16 protein-coding genes are annotated in these 19,142 nt (G+C 49.1%); 12 read left to right on the plus strand and 4 right to left on the minus strand.

Annotated features, from left to right (window positions below; all coding sequences use genetic code 11):
* Positions 1-159: 159 nt before the first annotated feature.
* The 4 genes from ABK447_RS01575 (at position 160) to ABK447_RS01590 (ending at position 6,399) form a co-directional block, all read left to right on the plus strand.
* A complete protein-coding gene (locus tag ABK447_RS01575; RefSeq protein WP_007407680.1) occupies positions 160-1,446 on the plus strand; it encodes a Glu/Leu/Phe/Val dehydrogenase in 1,287 nt (428 codons plus the stop codon).
* 208 nt (positions 1,447-1,654) lie between these two features.
* Entirely contained in the window at positions 1,655-3,202 is a 1,548-nt protein-coding gene (pruA, locus tag ABK447_RS01580; protein ID WP_015240796.1) for an L-glutamate gamma-semialdehyde dehydrogenase, read from the plus strand.
* 71 nt (positions 3,203-3,273) lie between these two features.
* A complete protein-coding gene (locus ABK447_RS01585) occupies positions 3,274-4,956 on the plus strand; it encodes a M20 family metallopeptidase (protein WP_094031372.1) in 1,683 nt (560 codons plus the stop codon).
* Between the two features lie 24 nt (positions 4,957-4,980).
* Positions 4,981-6,399 carry an amino acid permease gene (locus ABK447_RS01590; protein ID WP_039063798.1) on the plus strand — a complete coding sequence of 473 codons (1,419 nt, stop codon included), beginning with the start codon at positions 4,981-4,983 and terminating at the stop codon, positions 6,397-6,399.
* 32 nt (positions 6,400-6,431) lie between these two features.
* On the opposite strand, the gene ABK447_RS01595 is transcribed toward ABK447_RS01590, so the two are convergent.
* The gene (locus ABK447_RS01595) at positions 6,432-7,634 is read right to left on the minus strand and encodes a multidrug effflux MFS transporter (protein WP_094031371.1); all 1,203 of its coding nucleotides are present in this window, start codon (positions 7,632-7,634) and stop codon (positions 6,432-6,434) included.
* Positions 7,635-7,856: 222 nt separating this feature from the next.
* Here ABK447_RS01595 and ABK447_RS01600 point away from each other — a divergent pair, with 222 nt between their 5' ends.
* The 7 genes from ABK447_RS01600 to ABK447_RS01630 all read left to right on the plus strand — a co-directional run bounded on the left by ABK447_RS01600 (position 7,857) and on the right by ABK447_RS01630 (position 15,155).
* Positions 7,857-9,095: an MFS transporter gene (locus ABK447_RS01600; protein ID WP_038464387.1), complete on the plus strand. Its 1,239-nt coding sequence runs from the start codon at positions 7,857-7,859 to the stop codon at positions 9,093-9,095.
* Between the two features lie 161 nt (positions 9,096-9,256).
* The gene (locus tag ABK447_RS01605; RefSeq protein ID WP_015418458.1) at positions 9,257-9,871 is read left to right on the plus strand and encodes a bacilysin biosynthesis protein BacA; all 615 of its coding nucleotides are present in this window, start codon (positions 9,257-9,259) and stop codon (positions 9,869-9,871) included.
* Positions 9,861-10,571, plus strand: a complete 711-nt coding sequence (locus tag ABK447_RS01610; RefSeq protein ID WP_038464384.1) for a cupin domain-containing protein — start codon at positions 9,861-9,863, stop codon at positions 10,569-10,571. The genes ABK447_RS01605 and ABK447_RS01610 overlap by 11 nt, the downstream gene beginning before the upstream one ends.
* A complete protein-coding gene (bacC, locus tag ABK447_RS01615; protein WP_020957990.1) occupies positions 10,568-11,329 on the plus strand; it encodes a dihydroanticapsin 7-dehydrogenase in 762 nt (253 codons plus the stop codon). Before ABK447_RS01610 ends, bacC begins: the two co-directional genes overlap by 4 nt.
* A 17-nt stretch (positions 11,330-11,346) precedes the next feature.
* Positions 11,347-12,765: an acetyl-CoA carboxylase biotin carboxylase subunit family protein gene (locus ABK447_RS01620; RefSeq protein ID WP_038464381.1), complete on the plus strand. Its 1,419-nt coding sequence runs from the start codon at positions 11,347-11,349 to the stop codon at positions 12,763-12,765.
* Positions 12,762-13,943 (plus strand): MFS transporter, encoded by a 1,182-nt coding sequence (locus tag ABK447_RS01625; protein WP_007407671.1) that lies wholly within the window; start codon positions 12,762-12,764, stop codon positions 13,941-13,943. The genes ABK447_RS01620 and ABK447_RS01625 overlap by 4 nt, the downstream gene beginning before the upstream one ends.
* Before the next feature lie 12 nt (positions 13,944-13,955).
* A complete protein-coding gene (locus tag ABK447_RS01630) occupies positions 13,956-15,155 on the plus strand; it encodes a pyridoxal phosphate-dependent aminotransferase (protein ID WP_021494772.1) in 1,200 nt (399 codons plus the stop codon).
* A gap of 16 nt (positions 15,156-15,171) precedes the next feature.
* Here the strand turns inward: ABK447_RS01630 and ABK447_RS01635 are convergent, their stop codons facing one another.
* Together ABK447_RS01635 and hemQ are read right to left on the minus strand one after the other, a co-directional pair.
* The gene (locus ABK447_RS01635; protein WP_100001634.1) at positions 15,172-15,951 is read right to left on the minus strand and encodes an SDR family oxidoreductase; all 780 of its coding nucleotides are present in this window, start codon (positions 15,949-15,951) and stop codon (positions 15,172-15,174) included.
* A 119-nt stretch (positions 15,952-16,070) separates the two neighbouring features.
* Complete coding sequence (gene hemQ, locus ABK447_RS01640) at positions 16,071-16,835, minus strand: hydrogen peroxide-dependent heme synthase (protein ID WP_003151011.1); 765 nt, start codon at positions 16,833-16,835, stop codon at positions 16,071-16,073.
* Between the two features lie 261 nt (positions 16,836-17,096).
* Between hemQ and pta the strand changes: the two genes are divergently transcribed.
* Positions 17,097-18,068: a phosphate acetyltransferase gene (pta, locus tag ABK447_RS01645; protein WP_003151012.1), complete on the plus strand. Its 972-nt coding sequence runs from the start codon at positions 17,097-17,099 to the stop codon at positions 18,066-18,068.
* A 37-nt stretch (positions 18,069-18,105) separates the two neighbouring features.
* Here the strand turns inward: pta and ABK447_RS01650 are convergent, their stop codons facing one another.
* Positions 18,106-19,083 carry a YeiH family protein gene (locus ABK447_RS01650; RefSeq protein ID WP_015240790.1) on the minus strand — a complete coding sequence of 326 codons (978 nt, stop codon included), beginning with the start codon at positions 19,081-19,083 and terminating at the stop codon, positions 18,106-18,108.
* Positions 19,084-19,142: the final 59 nt, after the last annotated feature.

Below are 19,142 nucleotides of genomic sequence, written 5' to 3' on the forward strand. Positions count from 1 at the left end.
TCTTTTTTTTTATAAGCAAAAACCTGGCATGAATCTTGCATATAAAAAGGGGCGTAACGACAATGTGAAAGGGATTGATGGGTTTTGGTGTAAAAGCGCTTACATTTTGTTCTGCCGGTAATTGAAGCTTACACGTAAAATACGATGAGGTGATAAAACATGTCAGCCAACCCGATTTCTAAAAGCAATCAGAAAGATGAAGAAAAAGAAGTTCTTAATTTGTTCTTGTCAACACAATCGATCATAAAAGAGGCCCTGCGAAAACTGGGATACCCTGACAATATGTATGAACTGATGAAAGAGCCGATGCGGCTTTTAACCGTCCGCATCCCTGTCAAAATGGACAATGGCTCAGTACAGGTTTTCACGGGCTACCGCTCACAGCATAATGACGCAGTCGGCCCGACAAAAGGGGGCGTGCGGTTTCATCCGGAAGTCAGTGAAGAAGAGGTTAAGGCGCTTTCCATCTGGATGACTTTAAAATGCGGCATCACAAATCTTCCTTACGGGGGCGGAAAAGGCGGCATCATCTGTGATCCGCGGACGATGTCATTCGGAGAGCTGGAACGGCTGAGCCGCGGATATGTGCGTGCGATCAGCCAGATCGTCGGTCCGACAAAGGATATTCCGGCTCCCGACGTATATACCAACTCGCAAATTATGGCATGGATGATGGACGAATACAGCCGCCTGAGAGAATTTGATTCACCGGGATTCATTACGGGCAAACCGATTGTTCTCGGCGGTTCACAGGGGCGGGAAACGGCGACCGCGCAAGGCGTCACGATTTGTATTGAGGAAGCCGTTAAGAAAAAAGGGATTCCATTGGAAAATGCGCGGATCATCATTCAGGGGTTCGGAAATGCGGGGAGCTTTCTCGCTAAATTTATGCATGACGCCGGCGCCAAGGTGATCGGCATCTCAGACGCCCACGGCGCTTTGTATGACCCTGACGGCCTTGACATTGATTACTTGCTGGATAAGCGGGACAGCTTCGGCACGGTGACGAATCTCTTCTCGGATGTCATAACGAACAGGGAGCTGCTGGAAAAGGACTGTGATATTCTCGTGCCCGCCGCAATCTCCAATCAGATTACGGCTGAAAACGCCCATCACATTAAAGCCTCAATCATTGTGGAGGCGGCAAACGGCCCGACAACGATAGATGCCACGAAAATTCTGAATGAAAGAGGCGTGCTTCTCGTGCCGGATATTTTGGCAAGCGCCGGCGGCGTGACGGTGTCTTATTTTGAATGGGTGCAAAATAATCAAGGCTTTTACTGGTCTGAGGAGGAAGTCGCCGGAAAACTGCGCAGCGTCATGGTGAATTCGTTTGAATCCATTTATCAGACAGCGCATACCCACAAAGTCGATATGCGTTTGGCCGCCTATATGACGGGCATCAGAAAATCGGCTGAAGCGGCCCGGTTCCGCGGCTGGGTATAAGTGTTATCCGCAAAGAGATTTTGCATCAGTTATATAGCAGATCGCAAAATTTCTTTGCATTTTCAGATTACAGCTGACAGATTCGGACAAGCTTCGTCCGCTTTTGGCAGAAGATTTTCTTATTTTTATCACAAATTGCTATGCTGGTATGCTTCTTGCATCATCATAAAGCGTGAGCACACATTACAAAATACGGGGAGGAATTCTAATGACAGTTTCATACGCACACGAACCATTTACAAATTTTCAGGAAGAGACAAATAAACAATCGTTTCAGGAAGCGCTGGCTTATGTGAATTCACAGCTCGGCAAGCATTATCCGCTTATCATCAACGGTGAAGCGATCGAAACGGATAAAAAGATCATTTCCGTCAATCCGGCAGATAAAAAAGAAGTGATCGGTTCTGTATCGGCCGCCGGAAAAGAACTTGCGGAAAAGGCCATGCAGGCTGCGCTGCAGGCATTTCAAACATGGAAAAAAGTACGGCCGGAACACCGCGCGAATGTGCTGTTTAAAGCGGCGGCGATCATCCGCAGAAGAAAGCACGAATTCTCCGCGTATCTAGTGAAAGAAGCGGGAAAACCGTGGAAGGAAGCGGATGCGGATACGGCGGAAGCGATCGACTTTTTAGAGTATTACGCCCGTCAGATGCTGAAACTGAAAGACGGTTCCCCTGTAAAGAGCCGTGACGGAGAATATAATCAGTATCACTATGAGCCGCTTGGGGTGGGAATCGTCATTTCTCCATTCAACTTCCCGCTTGCGATCATGGCGGGAACGGCGGCGGCAGCCATCGTAACAGGCAACACGATACTGCTGAAACCGGCGGATGCGGCGCCTGTCGTGGCGGCGAAATTCGTTGAAGTGATGAAAGAAGCGGGCCTGCCGGACGGCGTGCTTCAATTCATACCGGGCGACGGAGGAGAAATCGGCGACTATCTGGTTGAGCATCCGAAGACGAGATTTGTGTCGTTTACAGGTTCCCGCGCGGTTGGATGCCGTATTTATGAACGCGCCGCAAAAGTACAGCCGGGCCAAAAGTGGCTGAAACGGGTCATTGCCGAAATGGGAGGGAAAGATACGGTGCTTGTAGACAGAGATGCTGATCTTGACCTTGCCGCTTCCTCAATCGTGTATTCCGCCTTCGGATTCTCAGGCCAAAAATGTTCAGCCGGTTCCCGTGCGGTCATCCATCAGGACGTCTATGATGAAGTTGTTGAAAAAGCCGTCGCTTTAACAAAATCACTCACCGTCGGAAGTCCGGAAGATTTTGATACATACATGGGGCCAGTTATCCACGAAGCATCTTATAATAAAGTCATGAATTATATCGAAATCGGCAAAACAGAAGGAAAACTCCTGACGGGAGGCGAAGGTGATGATTCAAAAGGATACTTTATTCAGCCGACCATTTTTGCGGATGTTGATGAAAACGCCCGCCTGATGCAGGAGGAAATTTTCGGGCCGGTCGTCGCGATCTCAAAAGCCCGTGATTTCGACCATATGCTTGAGATTGCCAATAATACCGATTACGGACTGACGGGCGCTCTGTTATCGAAAACCCGTGCGCACATTGAACGCGCCCGCGAAGATTTTCACGTCGGGAATCTATACTTCAACCGCGGATGTACGGGAGCGATTGTCGGATACCAGCCGTTCGGCGGCTTCAATATGTCAGGAACCGATTCAAAAGCCGGAGGACCTGACTATCTGATTCTTCATATGCAGGCAAAAACAACGTCTGAAGCCTATTAATCTTTCGGAAATAGCGCGATGAAAAAGAGAGTCGCGCTATTTTCTCTATATGAGGGTAAGGAGGATGGAATATGTATCAGCAGCTCAGCAAAATGCTTCCGGAGGAGAAAATAGAAGCCATTACGAAATCACTGGTGGCGTTAAACAGCATCAACGGCACATTGGGAGAAGGAAAAAAAGCCGACTATATCAAAGATATGATCAAGAGCTTTCCCTACTTTCAGGAGAATCCGTCACATGTGTGGGAGCAGGCGATTCCTGAGGACCCTTACGGCCGCAAAAATATTTTCGCATTTATTGAGGGAAACGGCGAAAGCCTGAATACGGTCATTTATCACGCTCATCTTGATACGGTCGGCATCGAGGATTTCGGCCCTTTAAAAGATATCGCTTTTGATTCCGACCGTCTCGCGGAATATTTCTCAAACTATGAATTTGATCGGGATGTGCAGCGGGACGCCCGCTCAGGCGAGTGGATGTTCGGAAGGGGTTCGGTTGATATGCAGAGCGGTATTGCCGTTCATCTCGCCAATCTGCTTCACTTTTCTGAACGGCGCGATCAGCTGCCGGGCCATATTCTGTTCATGGCAAATCCGGATGAAGAAAGCCAGCATTCCGGCATTTTAACCAGCATTTCTGAATTAAAACGGATGAAACAAGAAAAGCAGCTTCGTTATTTAGCAGCGATTAATAACGATTTTATCACGCCGCTGTATGAGGGTGACACGACAAGGTACATCTACACGGGCGCGGCAGGGAAGCTTTTGCCTTGCTTTGCGATTTACGGGCGGGAGGTGCATGTCGGTGATACGCTGTCCGGCATCGATCCGAATTTGATCGCGTCAGAAATCACCAGAAGAATTCACAACAATATTCATATGGCGGAAAACATTGAAGGGGAGCTTGTGCTTCCGCCGACCTGCCTGTACCAGCGTGACAATAAGGAAGCGTATAACGTGCAGACCGCCGTCAGCAGCTATGTCTATTTTAATTATTTTATTTACGAGAAAACCGCCAAAGAAGTCATGGATCAGCTGACCGCCGTGACTGACGAAGCCTGCAAAGAGACAGAACGAAAATTATCTGATTATTACGACGAATACTGTGAGAGAACGAGCCTGCCGAAAAAAGAGATGTCATGGAACGTTCAAGTGTACAGTCTGGAAGATTACCTGAAAAGGCTGAGAAGCCGCGGGATAGACCCTGCACAGTGTATCGAGCAGGCATTTAAAACATATGAACATCTTGAACTGCGGATGAGATGCTTTAAAGCCGTCGAGGAACTGCAAAAACTCGATCCTGAGCAGGGAGCCAAGGTCATTATTTTCTATGCGCCGCCTTACCTTCCGCACAATTATCTGAAAGAAGAGAGCTCACGGGACCGGCTTTTGCAGCATGTCATTCAAGAAGCGGTCGATAAAACAGCGGCATCAACCGGAGAAACATTCGTCTTTAAAAAGTTTTTCCCTTATTTAGCGGACGGAAGCTTTTTATCGCTGCATGAAACAGACGAGGAGGTCTCCGCCTTTACCGATAATTTTCCGGGCTGGGATGTCATCGGGACGATTCCTTTTAAAGAAATCAGGGAATTGAATATTCCGTCGGTCAATATAGGGGTATACGGAAAGGACGGCCATAAATGGACGGAACGCGTGTACAAGCCGTACACATTCCATGTGCTGCCGGAGCTCATTCAGCAGACGACAATGCACCTTTTGCACAGCTACCGATTAGACATACGCACAAATGGCTGACATAACGGAATAAGGAGGATGTATATGCAGGGAGATACCAATCAAACTGAATTGCAGCGCACGATGAAGGGCCGGCATTTGTTTATGATCGCCCTCGGCGGCGTGATCGGGACGGGGCTTTTTCTGGGCTCCGGTTTTACGATCAGTGAAGCGGGACCGATCGGCGCGATATTGGCTTATGTGATCGGCGGATTTTTAATGTATCTGGTGATGCTTTGTTTGGGGGAGCTCGCGGTCGCCATGCCGGTCGCAGGATCATTTCAAGCGTATGCCGCAAAGTTTCTCGGGCCGTCGACGGGTTTTACGATCGGATGGATGTACGCATTCAGCTGGGCCAATACAGTGGGGCTTGAACTGACGTCGGCGGGGATTTTAATGCAGCGGTGGTTTCCGGCCGTTCCGATTTGGGTGTGGTGCCTTGTATTCGGCGTCGTCATTTTTTCCATTAACGCGCTGTCTGCGCGGAGTTTTGCGGAAATGGAATTTTGGTTTTCCAGCATTAAGGTCATGGCCATTGTATTGTTTATTATTCTCGGCTGCGCTGCGGTATTCGGCTTTGTCGGTTTTAACGGCGGGCAGACGGCTCCGTATCTGTCAAACTTTACGACGGACAAAGGGCTTTTCCCGAACGGTGCCCAAGCCGTGCTGTTTACCCTTGTCATGGTGAATTTTTCATTCCAGGGCACCGAGCTGGTCGGAATCGCCTCGGGAGAAAGCGAAAATCCGGAAAAGACGCTTCCCCGCTCAATCCGAAACGTCATATGGCGGACGCTGTTTTTCTTCGTGCTGGCGATGTTTGTTCTAGTGTCCATTTTGCCGTACCAAACGGCAGGCGTCATCGAAAGCCCGTTTGTGGCTGTGCTGGATAAAATCGGCGTTCCCTATGCGGCTGATATCATGAACTTTGTCATTCTGACCGCCATGCTGTCGGTGGCGAATTCCGGGCTGTACGCTTCGTCCAGAATGATGTGGTCCCTATCAAAAACTAAGATGGGCCCCGCTTCCTTAACGAAACTGACGAAAAAAGGCGTGCCTCTGAAAGCTCTTTCCATCACCATCGCTATCTCCGGTTTATCCCTGCTGACAAGTGTATTCGCGGCTGAAACGGTGTATGTGTGGCTCATTTCCATCTCCGGTATGATTACCGTCGTCGCGTGGATGTCAATCTGCGCTTCACAATTCGTTTTCCGGAGACGCTTTCTCGCTGAAGGAGGAAATCTGAAAGACCTGGCATTTAAAACGCCGCTTTATCCGATCGTGCCGATTCTCGGATTTTCGGTTTACGGGCTTATCTTAATCAGTCTCATCTTTATCCCCGACCAGCGTATCGGTCTGTACTGCGGCGTCCCGCTGATGATCATCTGTTACGCGTATTATCACTTCGGTATTAAAAAACGCCTGAAGCGTGAGCAGGCTTCTTCGGAAAAAGGCGCTGCCGGATAAGAAAAAAAGCCCTCCGCAAAAAGCGGCGGGCTTTACTTTGTTTTTCGTTTGGCCGACAGCACATAGGATAGAACGGCAAAGAACTCAAAACCGAAAATGCTGACGGCCATCGGCCAGGCATTTTCTTCTCCGGCAATACCGACCAGGGGAGCGGCAGCCGCACCGCCGATAAAGGGCAGGAGTCCGAGAAGAGCCGCAGCGCTTCCCGCGCCTTTCTCCTGTTTCTGCATAGCCAGAGAAAACCCCGTCGTCGTGACGATCCCGACAGAAGAAACAATGATGAATAAAGAAATGCAGACCGCCGTCAGGCCTAAACCAAACGCAAGTGATAAAAGCAAAGCGATGCTTCCGATGACGGCGATCAAAAGCCCAGAGACAAACAGCTTCCGTTCATCATGTGTTTTGGCCATCCGTCCGGTGATTTGGGTTGCGCATATGATTCCCGCACCGTTTACGGCGAACAGCAGGCTGAACATTTGCGCCGATACGCCGTAGATGTTTTGCAGTACAAACGGCGATCCGGCAATATATGCGAACATGCCGGTCATCACAAATGCCTGGCTGAGCGCAAATCCCATAAACATCCGGTCGCCAAGCAGGCCGCGAAACGTCATCAGCGTCTCCCGGAGTCCGCCGCTTGTCCGCTTTTCCGGCGGGAGTGATTCAGGCAACGCCGTAAGCACGGCGGCAGAAATGATACAGCCGATCGCCGCCAGCACGACAAATACGATTTTCCAGCCGGCGAACTGAAGGATAAATCCCCCTGTAATCGGCGCTAAAATTGGCGCCGCCCCATTGACGAGCATCAGTAATGAGAAAAAAGCCGTCAATTCTTTTCCGGAATACATATCGCGCGCGGACGCCCGTGCGATGACGATTCCGGCCGCCCCGGTGAATCCTTGAATAAACCTCATGACAATTAAAAACGAAACAGAAGGGCTGAAGGCGCATAATAAAGAAGACAGCGTATAAAGCAGCAATGACAGAATGAGCGGCTTCCGGCGCCCGATCATATCACTGAGCGGCCCGACAACGATCTGCCCGACCGCCAGCCCCAAAAGACAAAACGTCAGGCTCAGCTGTGCAAGTGACGCTGTCGTATGAAGATCGGCCGCCACTTCAGGCAAAGCGGGAAGATACATATCGAGCGAAAGCGGCCCGAATGAAGCGAGCGTCCCGAGAATCAGTACCATGCCGAGGCCTGCGCGGGCGGCCTTTGAATCAGCGTTATTCATTCCATGACCCCCACCTTAACAAATGATTCTATCACTATAGCATAACCGGACGGCGTATTTTATATCATTTATTGAATACAAACTAAATATTTTATTTAAAATCTGAATGTAAATAAAAAATTGGAATTAGTTTTCATGTGAAATGTAAAATGAAATATAAGGATGCTAAACTATAAAACAACAAAAGGTAGAAAAGTTTTACGGAAGAGGTGTTCAAAGAGCATGAACAGCAAACAAACCGATCACATCGAAACGAAACGCCGATTTCCGATCTGTCTCGCGCTTGCTTTGACATTAGGCGTATTTGCCGCCGGTTCTGAAGAGCTGGTGATTTCTCCGCTGCTTCCGGATTTAGCGCGGGCTTTCAGCTCGGATGTCAGTGTGCTGGCGCTTTCCATCAGTATTTACGGATTGATGATTTTTATCGGCGCGCCGCTTCTCGTTCCGCTGGGAGATAAATATTCCCGGGAGCTCAGCCTGATGACGGGGCTGCTTATATTTACGGCCGGCACGGTGATCTGCGCGCTGGCGCACAATCTCTTTTTCTTCTTTCTGGGCAGGGCGCTTTCCGGGCTTGCGGCGGGTGCGTTTGTGCCGACAGCTTATGCGGTAGTCGGCGACCGTGTGCCTTATGCGTACCGCGGCAAGGTGATGGGTCTGATCGTGTCAAGCTGGTCGCTCGCTTTGATTTTCGGCGTTCCGATCGGCTCTTTTATCGGCGGTGTTTTGAATTGGCGGTGGACGTTTTGGATTTTCGCCCTCATGTCTGTCCTCGTTGCTTCGCTCATTTTCATTGAGGCGCGCCGCAGCACGGCGGATGGGGATAAAACAGAAGAGGAAAACGGCCGGCAGGCAGGCACTTTCCGGGATGCGCTGAAGGTGCCCCGTGTCCCTGTATACCTCACGATCACTTTTTGCAACATGATCGGTTTTTACGGCATGTATTCCTTTCTCGGCACATATCTTCACCGCGTGCTGCCGGGGGGGAATACAGCTTCAGGGCTGCTGATCATGGTGTACGGAGTCGGTTTTTCCATGAGCGTGTTCACCGGAAAAATCGCAGATAAGGCGGGGAAAATGCGCTCTTTGATCGCGGCATTGGCCGTGATCAGCATATGGCTTTCCTGTCTCGCCTATGCGCCGTCATCAATGCCGTTTTTGGTCATCGGGTTATTCGTCTGGGGATTGATGCAAAGCCTGACGGTGACCTTGCTCAGCACCATTTTAAGTGATTGCTCACAGAGCCGCCGGGGCAAAATCATGGCATTTTACAGCCTGGCGTCCAATTTGGCCGTCACCTTGGGTTCTGCTGTCATGGGTCCGGTCTATGTCGGATACGGATATGCAGCTGTTGGATTTATCTGTGCGGCCGTCACCCTCATCGGCTTTGTCCTCAGCGTTTTCGCATACAGAAGGTATGGGAAATATGAGCATCAGGCCGACCAATCATTGTATCGGTAAAATAAAGTTTCTATAATTTTGTAAATGTTAATTTTTAGCACCCTATTTCATAGGGTGTTTTCTAATATATAGGAATAATTATCAATATTTTCAAATAATATTGACAGCTTGAACATCTATGGATAATATTTACTTAAAATTTAACAGATTGGTTGGTGCTCATGATTATATTGGATAATAGCATTCAAACGAAAAGCAAGGCTTATTCAATATCTAAACTGATTACGATCAACACGCTCGGTCCTGAAGGGACAAGCAGTGAGTACGCAGCAAAAAACTTTATCACCAATTTTACCCTTCTCCAAGGGGTGAACAGTAAATTATCACTGCATGATACATTTGAATCGTGCATTGAAAAAACGCTTCAAAGTCCGCTGGAATACACAATTGTGCCTCACGCGTATGACGGCATTAAGCACTTCTACATGAGACCGGATCTGCAGCTTCTGCAAATTTTCAGGTGCGACACCCCGATGTACGGCCTGGCTGTCCGGCCCGGTTTTGAATATACGGATGACATGCTTGATCAGACTGTCATCGTATCCCACCCGTCTCCTATCAATTTGATTAAGTATTTTACCCGTAAAGATGTCACGTTTGATCTGGTGAACTCAACGAGCGCAGCCGCGAAAAGAGTGAAGGACGGTTTGTCCGACATCGCGCTGACAAATGAGCTGGCCAGACAAAAGTACGGCCTTCACTTTGTCAAAACATTTAAAAGCATTCCCATGAGCTGGTCATTATTCGGAAAAGGAGAGATTCATGATGAAAACTGAACAAGATTTGCAGGAACTTTATTTCCCGACGCCTAAATTAATAGAATGGGATAACGGAGTAAGACAATATTCGTCCGTCAGAGGAGATACGGAAGTTCTGCTTTCTTACGTTCCGCCGCATACAAACGTGGAACCGCATCAGCATAAGGAAGTCCAAATCGGCCTTGTCGTTTCCGGCGAGCTGTCCATGACTGTCGGAGATGTCACAAGAAAGATGACAGCGCTGGAATCAGCCTATATCGCGCCTCCTAATGTGCCTCACGGCGCAAGAAATGAGACGGATCAAGAAGTGATCGCCATTGATATTAAACGCCTGAAAGCCGGTGAAACCTACACAAGCCCTGAAGATTATTTTTTGAATATTTTTAAAACGAGAGACTTATTGCCCGGTATGGAAGTCACGTTCTTCGTGGAAGACTGGGTGGAAATCATGCTTGCCAACATTCCGGGCAACGGGGGAGAAATGCCGTTCCATAAACACCGCAATGAACAGATCGGCATCTGCATCGGCGGCGGCTATGATATGACCATTGAAGACTGCAAAGTGGATATGACATTCGGCACAGCTTATTTCTGCGATCCGAGAGAAGATCACGGCGCCATCAACAGATTTGAAAAAGATTCAAAATCAGTCAATATCTTTTTCCCTCCGCGCTATAACAGAGCAAAAGCGAAAAAATTAGAGGCGGAAGAGTCATGAACCTGACGGATAAAACCGTCCTCATCACAGGGGGCGCATCAGGCATCGGTTATGCCGCGGTTCAGGCGTTTCTGAATCAGCAGGCGAATGTGGTCGTCGCGGATATTGATGAGGCGCAGGGAGAAGCGATGATCAGGAAAGAAAACAATGACAGGCTGCATTTTGTGCAGACGGATATTACAGATGAGCCGGCATGTCAAAACGCCATCCAGTCAGCGGCGGACAAGTTCGGCGGATTGGACGTGTTAATCAATAACGCCGGCATCGAAATTGTCGCCCCGATTCATGAGATGGAGCTGAGCGATTGGAACAAGGTGCTCAACGTCAATCTGACGGGCATGTTTCTTATGAGCAAGCACGCGCTCAAGTATATGCTCAAAAGCGGCAAGGGCAATATCATTAACACGTGCTCCGTCGGAGGAGTCGTTGCATGGCCCGACATTCCCGCATATAACGCCTCTAAAGGCGGCGTATTGCAGCTGACGCGTTCGATGGCTGTCGATTACGCCAAACACAACATCCGCGTCAATTGCGTGTGCCCGGGAATCATTGACACACCTTTGAATGAAAAGTCGTTCCTTGAAAACAACGAAGGCACGCTTGAAGAAATCAAAAAAGAAAAAGCGAAAGTCAATCCGCTGCTGAGACTCGGCAAGCCTGAAGAAATAGCGAACGTCATGCTGTTTCTCGCGTCGGATTTATCAAGCTATATGACCGGAAGCGCGATCACCGCAGACGGTGGATACACCGCACAATAGAGAAGGAGTGTTTACATATGGAGAGAAAAACAGTATTGGTTATCGCTGACCTTGGGGGATGCCCGCCGCATATGTTTTACAAAAGCGCAGCCGAAAAATACAACCTCGTCAGCTTTATTCCAAGGCCTTTTGCAATTACAGCCTCTCATGCGGCATTAATTGAAAAATACTCGGTCGCGGTCATAAAAGATAAAGACTATTTTAAGAGTCTGGCTGATTTTGAGCATCCCGATTCGATTTACTGGGCTCATGAAGATCATGACAAACCTGAGGAAGAAGTAGTCGAAGAAATCGTCAAGGTGGCCGGCATGTTCGCGGTTGACGCCATTACGACCAACAATGAACTGTTTATCGCTCCGATGGCAAAAGCGTGTGAACGTCTCGGCCTGCGGGGAGCGGGCGTACAGGCCGCTGAAAATGCCAGAGATAAAAACAAAATGAGAGCCGCTTTCAACCGGGCCGGCGTCAAGTCTATCAAAAACAAACGGGTGACGACGCTGGAAGATTTCCGCGCCGCGCTTCAGGAAATCGGAACGCCGCTCATTCTGAAGCCTACATATCTGGCGAGTTCCATCGGCGTGACGCTCATCAAAGAGGTGGAAACGGCCGAAGCCGAATTTAACAGAGTCAATGAATACCTGAAGTCGATCAACGTACCGAAAGCGGTCACGTTTGAAGCGCCGTTTATTGCGGAAGAGTTTTTACAGGGCGAGTATGACGACTGGTACGAAACAAGCGGTTATTCCGACTATATCAGCATAGAAGGCATCATGGCCGACGGAGAATACTTCCCTGTCGCGATTCATGATAAAACACCGCAAATCGGATTCACGGAGACATCGCATATTACGCCGTCCATCCTGGATGATGACGCGAAGCGGAAAATCGTCGAAGCAGCCAAAAAGGCGAATGAAGGACTCGGCCTCGAAAACTGCGCAACACATACAGAGATTAAATTAATGAAAAACCGGGAAGCCGGACTGATTGAATCAGCGGCACGATTTGCGGGCTGGAACATGATTCCGAATATTAAAAAGGTCTTCGGCGTCGATATGGCGCAGCTGTTATTGGATGTTCTCTGTTTCGGAAAAGAAGCCGATCTGCCGAAAGGATTATTGGAGCAGGAGCCATGCTATGTCGCCGACTGCCACTTGTATCCTCAGCATTTCAAAGAAAACGGCCAGCTGCCTGAGACGGCTGTCGATTTCGTCATTGAAAGCATTGACATTCCCGACGGCGTCTTAAAGGGAGACACCGAAATCGTTTCTTTCTCGGCGGCCGAGGCGGGTACATCTGTGGATCTGCGGCTGTTCGAAGCGTTCAACAGCATTGCGGCGTTCGAGCTGAAAGGAAGCAATTCGGGTGACGTGGCCGAATCAATCAAACAAATTCAGCAGCAGGCGAAGCTGACTGCAAAGTATGCGTTACCGGTATGAAACAGCTGAAACCGAACTCTAAGTATTTGCTTTTCGGGCAGGCGCTTTCGTTTATGGGAGACTATTGCGTTCTCCCGGCTCTGCTCATTTTGTCTACATACTATCACGACTACTGGGTGACGTCCGGCGTCATCGCGGTCCGCAGTATTCCGATGGTGTTTCAGCCGTTTTTAGGCGTGCTCGTGGACCGGCTCGACAGGGTGAAAATCATGCTGTGGACAGATGTGATCAGAGGCGTCATCTTTTTGGGGCTGACATTTCTCCCGAAAGGCGAATATCCGCTGCTTTTTCTGGCGCTGCTATTTGTTTCTTACGGAAGCGGCGTGTTTTTTAACCCGGCACGTCTCGCGGTCATGTCGTCTTTAGAAGCGGATATTAAAAATATCAACACTTTGTTTGCAAAAGCCACGACGATTTCGATTATTGTCGGCGCTGCAGCCGGCGGACTTTTTCTGTTAGGCGGTTCTGTGGAGCTTGCCGTCGCCTTTAACGGAGTGACCTATCTTGTCTCCGCGTTTTTCATCAGCCGCATTAAGCTTCAATACGTGCCGATTCAGTCAGAAAACGTAAGGGAAGCTTTTCAGTCGTTTAAAGAAGGCCTGAAGGAAATCAAAACAAATGCTTTTGTGTTAAACGCCATGTTCACGATGATTACGATGGCGCTTTTGTGGGGTGTCGTCTACAGCTATTTCCCGATTGTCAGCCGCTTTTTAGGCGACGGGGAAATCGGCAATTTCATCCTGACGTTCTGTATCGGCTTCGGCGGCTTTATCGGCGCCGCTCTTGTCAGCAAATGGGGCTTTAACAACAATAAAGGGCTGATGTATTTTACAGTGTTATCGATCGTCTCGCTTGCGCTGTTTTTGTTTACCCCGATTTTCGCCGTGTCAGTCATTGCCGCCATTCTTTTCTTTATCGCAATGGAATACGGTGAGGTGCTGGCGAAGGTCAAAGTTCAGGAGAACGCGGCGAACCAGATTCAGGGCCGGATTTTTTCGGTGGCGGAGGCCTCCATCGGATTGTGCATCGCCGTCGGTTCCATGCTGATCAACATTGTAGACGCGGCAGTCATCATGGCGTTTATCGTCCTTTTGGTCAGCGGGCTGTTTCTGCATACAAAACTGGTCAATAAATCCTTTTCAGAACGGAATAACGAATCAGAGCAAATTCATTTATAAGGAGCCTTTCAGATGGAAATCATACCGTCCGACGTCATCAAGACACTTCCGAAACAGGAATTTTCGCTCGTTTTTCAAAAGGTAAAAGAGATGGAGAAAACGGGAGCCCAGATCATTAATCTCGGGCAGGGGAATCCCGATCTCCCCACACCGCCGCATATCGTTGAAACATTGCGGGAGGCTGCGCTGAATCCTTCGTATCACGGATACGGCCCGTTCAGAGGCTATCCGTTTCTGAAAGAAGCCATCGCGGAATTTTATGAGAGAGAGTACGGGGTATCGGTCAATCCGGAGACAGAAGTCGCGCTGTTCGGCGGAGGGAAAGCTGGTTTGTACGTTTTGACGCAATGCCTGCTGAATCCCGGCGATATCGCCTTAGTCCCGAACCCCGGCTACCCTGAGTATTTATCGGGCATTACAATGGCCAGAGCGGAGCTGCATGAGATGCCGCTTCATCCGGAAAACGGCTATCTGCCGGATTTTGAGCGGATTGATCCCGCCGTCCTGAAAAAAGCCAAGCTGATGTTTTTGAATTACCCGAATAACCCGACGGGCGCGACTGCGGATCAGGCGTTTTATGAAAAAGCGGCAGCGTTTGCAAAAAAACATGACATCCACCTTATTCACGATTTTGCATACGGCGCGTTCGAATTTGATCAGAACCCGGCCAGCTTTCTTCAGGCGAAAGAAGCGAAAACGGTCGGCGCGGAGCTTTATTCATTTTCGAAAACCTTCAATATGGCAGGCTGGAGAATGGCATTTGCCGTGGGGAATGAGAAAATCATTCAGGCGGTCAATGAGTTTCAGGATCACGTCTTCGTCGGCATGTTCGGCGGCCTTCAGCAGGCGGCAGCGGCGGCGCTGTCAGGAAATCCTGAGCATACCGAGCGTCTGAAGCGCACATATAAAGAACGGATTGACTTTTTCACGGCGTTATGTGAAAAAGAATTAGGCTGGAGCATTGAAAAACCGAAAGGGACTTTTTATGTATGGGCTGAAATTCCGAATGAATTCGAGTCTTCACACCAGTTTTCGGACTATCTGCTGGAGCATGCCCATGTTGTCGTGACGCCCGGCGAGATTTTCGGCAGCGGCGGAAAGCGTTATGTCAGAATATCAATGGTGGCCAAGCAGGGCGATTTGAGGGAATTCGTGCTGCGGATTCAAAAGCTCGGTTTGTCCTTTCCTTCATTACAAGAAACATCCCGCTGAGAGCGGGATGTTTTTATTATATGCTTTTCATGCTGCCGCCGTCGGCTGATACTTGCTGTCCGGTAATATAGGAGGCTTCTTCAGAGGCAAGAAAGGCAGCCAGCGCCGCGGTTTCTTCCGCAGTTCCGACACGCTTCATCGGGACGCCTGAGGCAATCCGTTCTTCCGCTTCCGCTTTAGAAATGCCGTTTTGCTTCATGACATTCTTCACGAATTGGTGATAACGGTCTGTGGCGATAAACCCGGGATTCAGACAGTTGACAGTAATGTGAAAAGGCGCAAGCTGAATGGCGATGTTTTTGCTGGCATTAATTAAAGCGGCGTTCATCATGCTGTTGGTAAACATATTGGCGCCGGGTTCTTTCCATAGGTTTCCGACGATATTAATGATTCTGCCGAATTCGTGCTGTTTCATGATTGCTGCGGCCGTTTTCATAGAGTCGATATAGGCGATCGTTTTATTCGTAAAGGTATTTGTCATATCCTCTATATCGCAGTTTTCAAAGGTATCCGGCGAGCCGCCCGGAATGTTGTTGATCAATACATCAAGCCGTCCGCATCGTGATCTGATCTCTTCAAAAATGCCGGCTCTTGTCTTCTGGTCCGACATATCCCCGGCCAGAACGGTGACGCCCGCATCCGGATGTTTGGCGAGGATCTCTTCTTTTACCGATTCGATATTTTCGGGAACTCGTGAATTAATGACGGTATGAAAGCCATTGTCCGCCAGTTTCAGAGCGATCGCTTTGCCGATCCCCTGACTGGCTCCCATAATAAACGCGGTTCGTTTTGACAACTGTCTGCACCCCTTTACCAAAATGGAATCTCCTTTACATCGTAAAAAAAAATGATAAAAATAGCAAATTTTATTTAAATTCTGACAAAGGAAAAACCCGCCGGACAGGCGGGTGGTTGTTACACGTGCAAAAACTTCGGAAGCGTGTCAAGAGACAAGCGGTTTCCGACAAAAAATGAACCGAATTCGCCGTAGCGCGCGCTGACTTCATCAAAGCGCATTTCGTAAACAAGTTTTTTGAACTGAAGCACATCATCGCTGAAGAGCGTGACGCCCCATTCGTAATCGTCAAAACCGACAGATCCCGTGATAATCTGTTTGACTTTGCCGGCATAGCTCCGTCCGATCAAGCCGTGGCTTCTCATCAGGTTTCTGCGTTCATCCATAGAAAGCATGTACCAGTTGTCATTGCCGCTTCTTCTTTTATCCATCGGATAGAAGCAGACGTATTTCGCTTCCGGCAGCTCAGGATACAGGCGGGCGCGGACATGCGGATTTTCATACGGATCGCCTTCTCCGCTTGCGAGGTAGTTGCTCAGCTCAACCACGGACACGTAAGAATAAGCCGGGATTGTAAATTCAGCAAGCTTTGATTTGTTAAATTCAAGCTCGATTTCGTTCAGCTCTTCCATTGTCGGGCGAAGAATCATCAGCATAAAATCAGCTTTCTGTCCGACGATGCTGTAGATGGTTTGAGAGCCTTTGCCTTCTTTTTGGGCGACGCCCCATTTTTCAAGCAGTCCCGTAAATTCGTGAATAATCGACAGGCGCTCATCGCTGGATAACATCTTCCATGACGTCCAGTCCATTGTGCGGAAATCGTGAAGCGCGTACCAGCCGTCAAGCGTTTGGGCGGCTTCGTTCGTTTTTTGCTGCTCACTCATGTATCTTCACTCCTATATCTTTTCATTACATTGATGCCTTCACTATATCACAGTTTAACCGTTTCGGCTGTGGAGAAACCTTGAATAATCCGAAGCCTTGTGTCAGAAACTATGCCGTGAACAAACGGTCAATTAAATTAGTTAGAAAAATAAGATTTCTTTTTGAAAGCGCTATAATAGAAGTTGGTTATTTGAATTTAGCTGGAAGAAGAGTATGCTGTAAAAGTAAGCGTTTTTTGTCAACATAGAGGAGGGTATTTCGTGGCAGATTTATTTACAAAAGTACAAGAAAAAGTCGCAGGAAAAGATGTGAAAATCGTATTTCCTGAAGGGTTGGACGAACGTATCCTGGTTGCGGTCAACAACTTGGCGGGCAACAAGGTATTAAAGCCGATCGTAGTCGGCAATAAAGAAGACATTCAAGCAAAAGCGAAAGAATTAAATCTTACGCTTGACGGCGTGGACATTTTTGACCCGCATACATATGAAGGCATGGAAGAACTCGTTCAGGCTTTCGTAGAACGCCGCAAAGGCAAAGCGACGGAAGAACAGGCCCGCAAAGCTTTGCTGGACGAAAACTATTTCGGCACGATGCTTGTGTACAAAGGTCTCGCAGACGGACTTGTCAGCGGAGCTGCACATTCTACTGCTGATACGGTGCGCCCTGCACTGCAAATCATCAAAACAAAAGAAGGCGTGAAAAAAACATCAGGCGTCTTCATCATGGCCCGCGGTGACGAGCAGTATGTGTTCGCTGATTGCGCGATCAACATTGCTCCTGACAGCCAGGACCTTGCCGAAATCGCCATTGAAAGCGCCAATACGGCTCAAATGTTTGACATTGACCCGCGCGTTGCCATGCTCAGCTTCTCTACAAAAGGATCGGCGAAATCAGACGAGACGGACAAAGTGGCTGAAGCGGTGAAAATTGCGAAGGAAAAAGCGCCTGAGCTTACGCTTGACGGCGAATTCCAATTCGACGCTGCATTTGTGCCGTCTGTCGCGGAGAAAAAAGCGCCGGACTCCGACATTAAAGGAGACGCGAATGTATTTGTATTCCCAAGCCTTGAAGCAGGAAACATCGGCTACAAAATCGCTCAGCGCTTAGGCGGCTTTGAAGCGGTCGGACCGATTCTGCAAGGATTAAATATGCCTGTAAACGATCTTTCCAGAGGATGTAATGCGGAAGACGTCTACAATCTTGCGTTAATTACGGCTGCTCAAGCGCTGTAATCCGCAAAAGCCGGCCTTTACGAGGGCCGGCATTTTTTTATAGAAAGAACGTCACTGCGGCCCAGCCGAACAGGGACAAACAGAGAGAACCGATCAAGCCTGCTGCGAGCGCCCGCCAGCCGTTATGACGAAACGCCGATATATGGACTTTCAAACCGAGACCCGCCATCGCCATGCCGATTAAAACATAAGACACTTGAACAAGAAACGCGGAAAACGAGGCTGAAATAACGCCTGATGTATGGATGGCGCTCATTCCGAGAAATCCGAAGATAAACCAAGGGATGGGGAGCGAAGCGGCAGAAGCCGTCTTTGACTTTCCGCTGCGGCGCGCCCGCATTCCGAGCATGAATGCGGCCGGGACGAGCAGCGCGACCCGGGTCAGTTTGACGATCACCGCCATCTCGACGGCTGCTTTTCCTCCGGCGCTGCCGGCCGCCGCCGCATGCGCCACCTCGTGAAGCGTTGCCCCGCAAAAGGCTCCGTAAGCCGCAGGAGAAAAGCCCAATCCATGATAAGCAAGAGAATATACAACAGTAAAAACGGTTCCTAATAACGAAACGGCGGCCGCGCTGATGGCGGCTGCATTTTCATTTGATCTGATCTGCGGCGCGATCGCGGCAATGGCAGCCGCCCCGCAGATCGCTGTGCCGCAGGCTGTCAGCGTGCTGAGTGTCTGATCTATACGGAACAGCCGGGACAGTCCGTATACAACGGCACCCGCAAACATCATACAGCAGACGGCAATTGCAAATACGTGCCAGCCCGCATGATAGATATCCGCCAGATTCAGTCTCATGCCAAGCAGGATGATGCCTGCTTTCAGCAAGTATTTGCTTGAGAACGCGATCCCCGGCTCTAATGCCGCCCGCTGTCCGAATACGGCGCGCCAGAGCATGCCGATCAGCATTGCAAGGACAAGCATTCCGAGCATTTGCAAAAACGGCAGGCGGCTGACATAGAAAGCCGCAAACGCAATTCCTGCGGTAACTGAAACACCTTTTACCATCTTCATCTCAGTCACTTCCCACTATCTTGATAACTCCACTTTACTGCGGTCTTAATCATTAGTAA

Source organism: Bacillus sp. hwrm1 (genome assembly GCF_040207805.1).
Lineage (GTDB): Bacteria > Bacillota > Bacilli > Bacillales > Bacillaceae > Bacillus > Bacillus velezensis.

Bases quoted from the DNA above. Each gene is read 5' to 3' on its own strand.
- ABK447_RS01575 (WP_007407680.1), top strand. From the start codon at position 160: ATGTCAGCCAACCCGATTTCTAAAAGCAATCAGAAAGATGAAGAAAAA.
- pruA (WP_015240796.1), top strand. From the start codon at position 1,655: ATGACAGTTTCATACGCACACGAACCATTTACAAATTTTCAGGAAGAG.
- ABK447_RS01585 (WP_094031372.1), top strand. From the start codon at position 3,274: ATGTATCAGCAGCTCAGCAAAATGCTTCCGGAGGAGAAAATAGAAGCC.
- ABK447_RS01590 (WP_039063798.1), top strand. From the start codon at position 4,981: ATGCAGGGAGATACCAATCAAACTGAATTGCAGCGCACGATGAAGGGC.
- ABK447_RS01595 (WP_094031371.1), bottom strand. From the start codon at position 7,634: ATGAATAACGCTGATTCAAAGGCCGCCCGCGCAGGCCTCGGCATGGTA.
- ABK447_RS01600 (WP_038464387.1), top strand. From the start codon at position 7,857: ATGAACAGCAAACAAACCGATCACATCGAAACGAAACGCCGATTTCCG.
- ABK447_RS01605 (WP_015418458.1), top strand. From the start codon at position 9,257: ATGATTATATTGGATAATAGCATTCAAACGAAAAGCAAGGCTTATTCA.
- ABK447_RS01610 (WP_038464384.1), top strand. From the start codon at position 9,861: ATGAAAACTGAACAAGATTTGCAGGAACTTTATTTCCCGACGCCTAAA.
- bacC (WP_020957990.1), top strand. From the start codon at position 10,568: ATGAACCTGACGGATAAAACCGTCCTCATCACAGGGGGCGCATCAGGC.
- ABK447_RS01620 (WP_038464381.1), top strand. From the start codon at position 11,347: ATGGAGAGAAAAACAGTATTGGTTATCGCTGACCTTGGGGGATGCCCG.
- ABK447_RS01625 (WP_007407671.1), top strand. From the start codon at position 12,762: ATGAAACAGCTGAAACCGAACTCTAAGTATTTGCTTTTCGGGCAGGCG.
- ABK447_RS01630 (WP_021494772.1), top strand. From the start codon at position 13,956: ATGGAAATCATACCGTCCGACGTCATCAAGACACTTCCGAAACAGGAA.
- hemQ (WP_003151011.1), bottom strand. From the start codon at position 16,835: ATGAGTGAGCAGCAAAAAACGAACGAAGCCGCCCAAACGCTTGACGGC.
- ABK447_RS01650 (WP_015240790.1), bottom strand. From the start codon at position 19,083: ATGAAGATGGTAAAAGGTGTTTCAGTTACCGCAGGAATTGCGTTTGCG.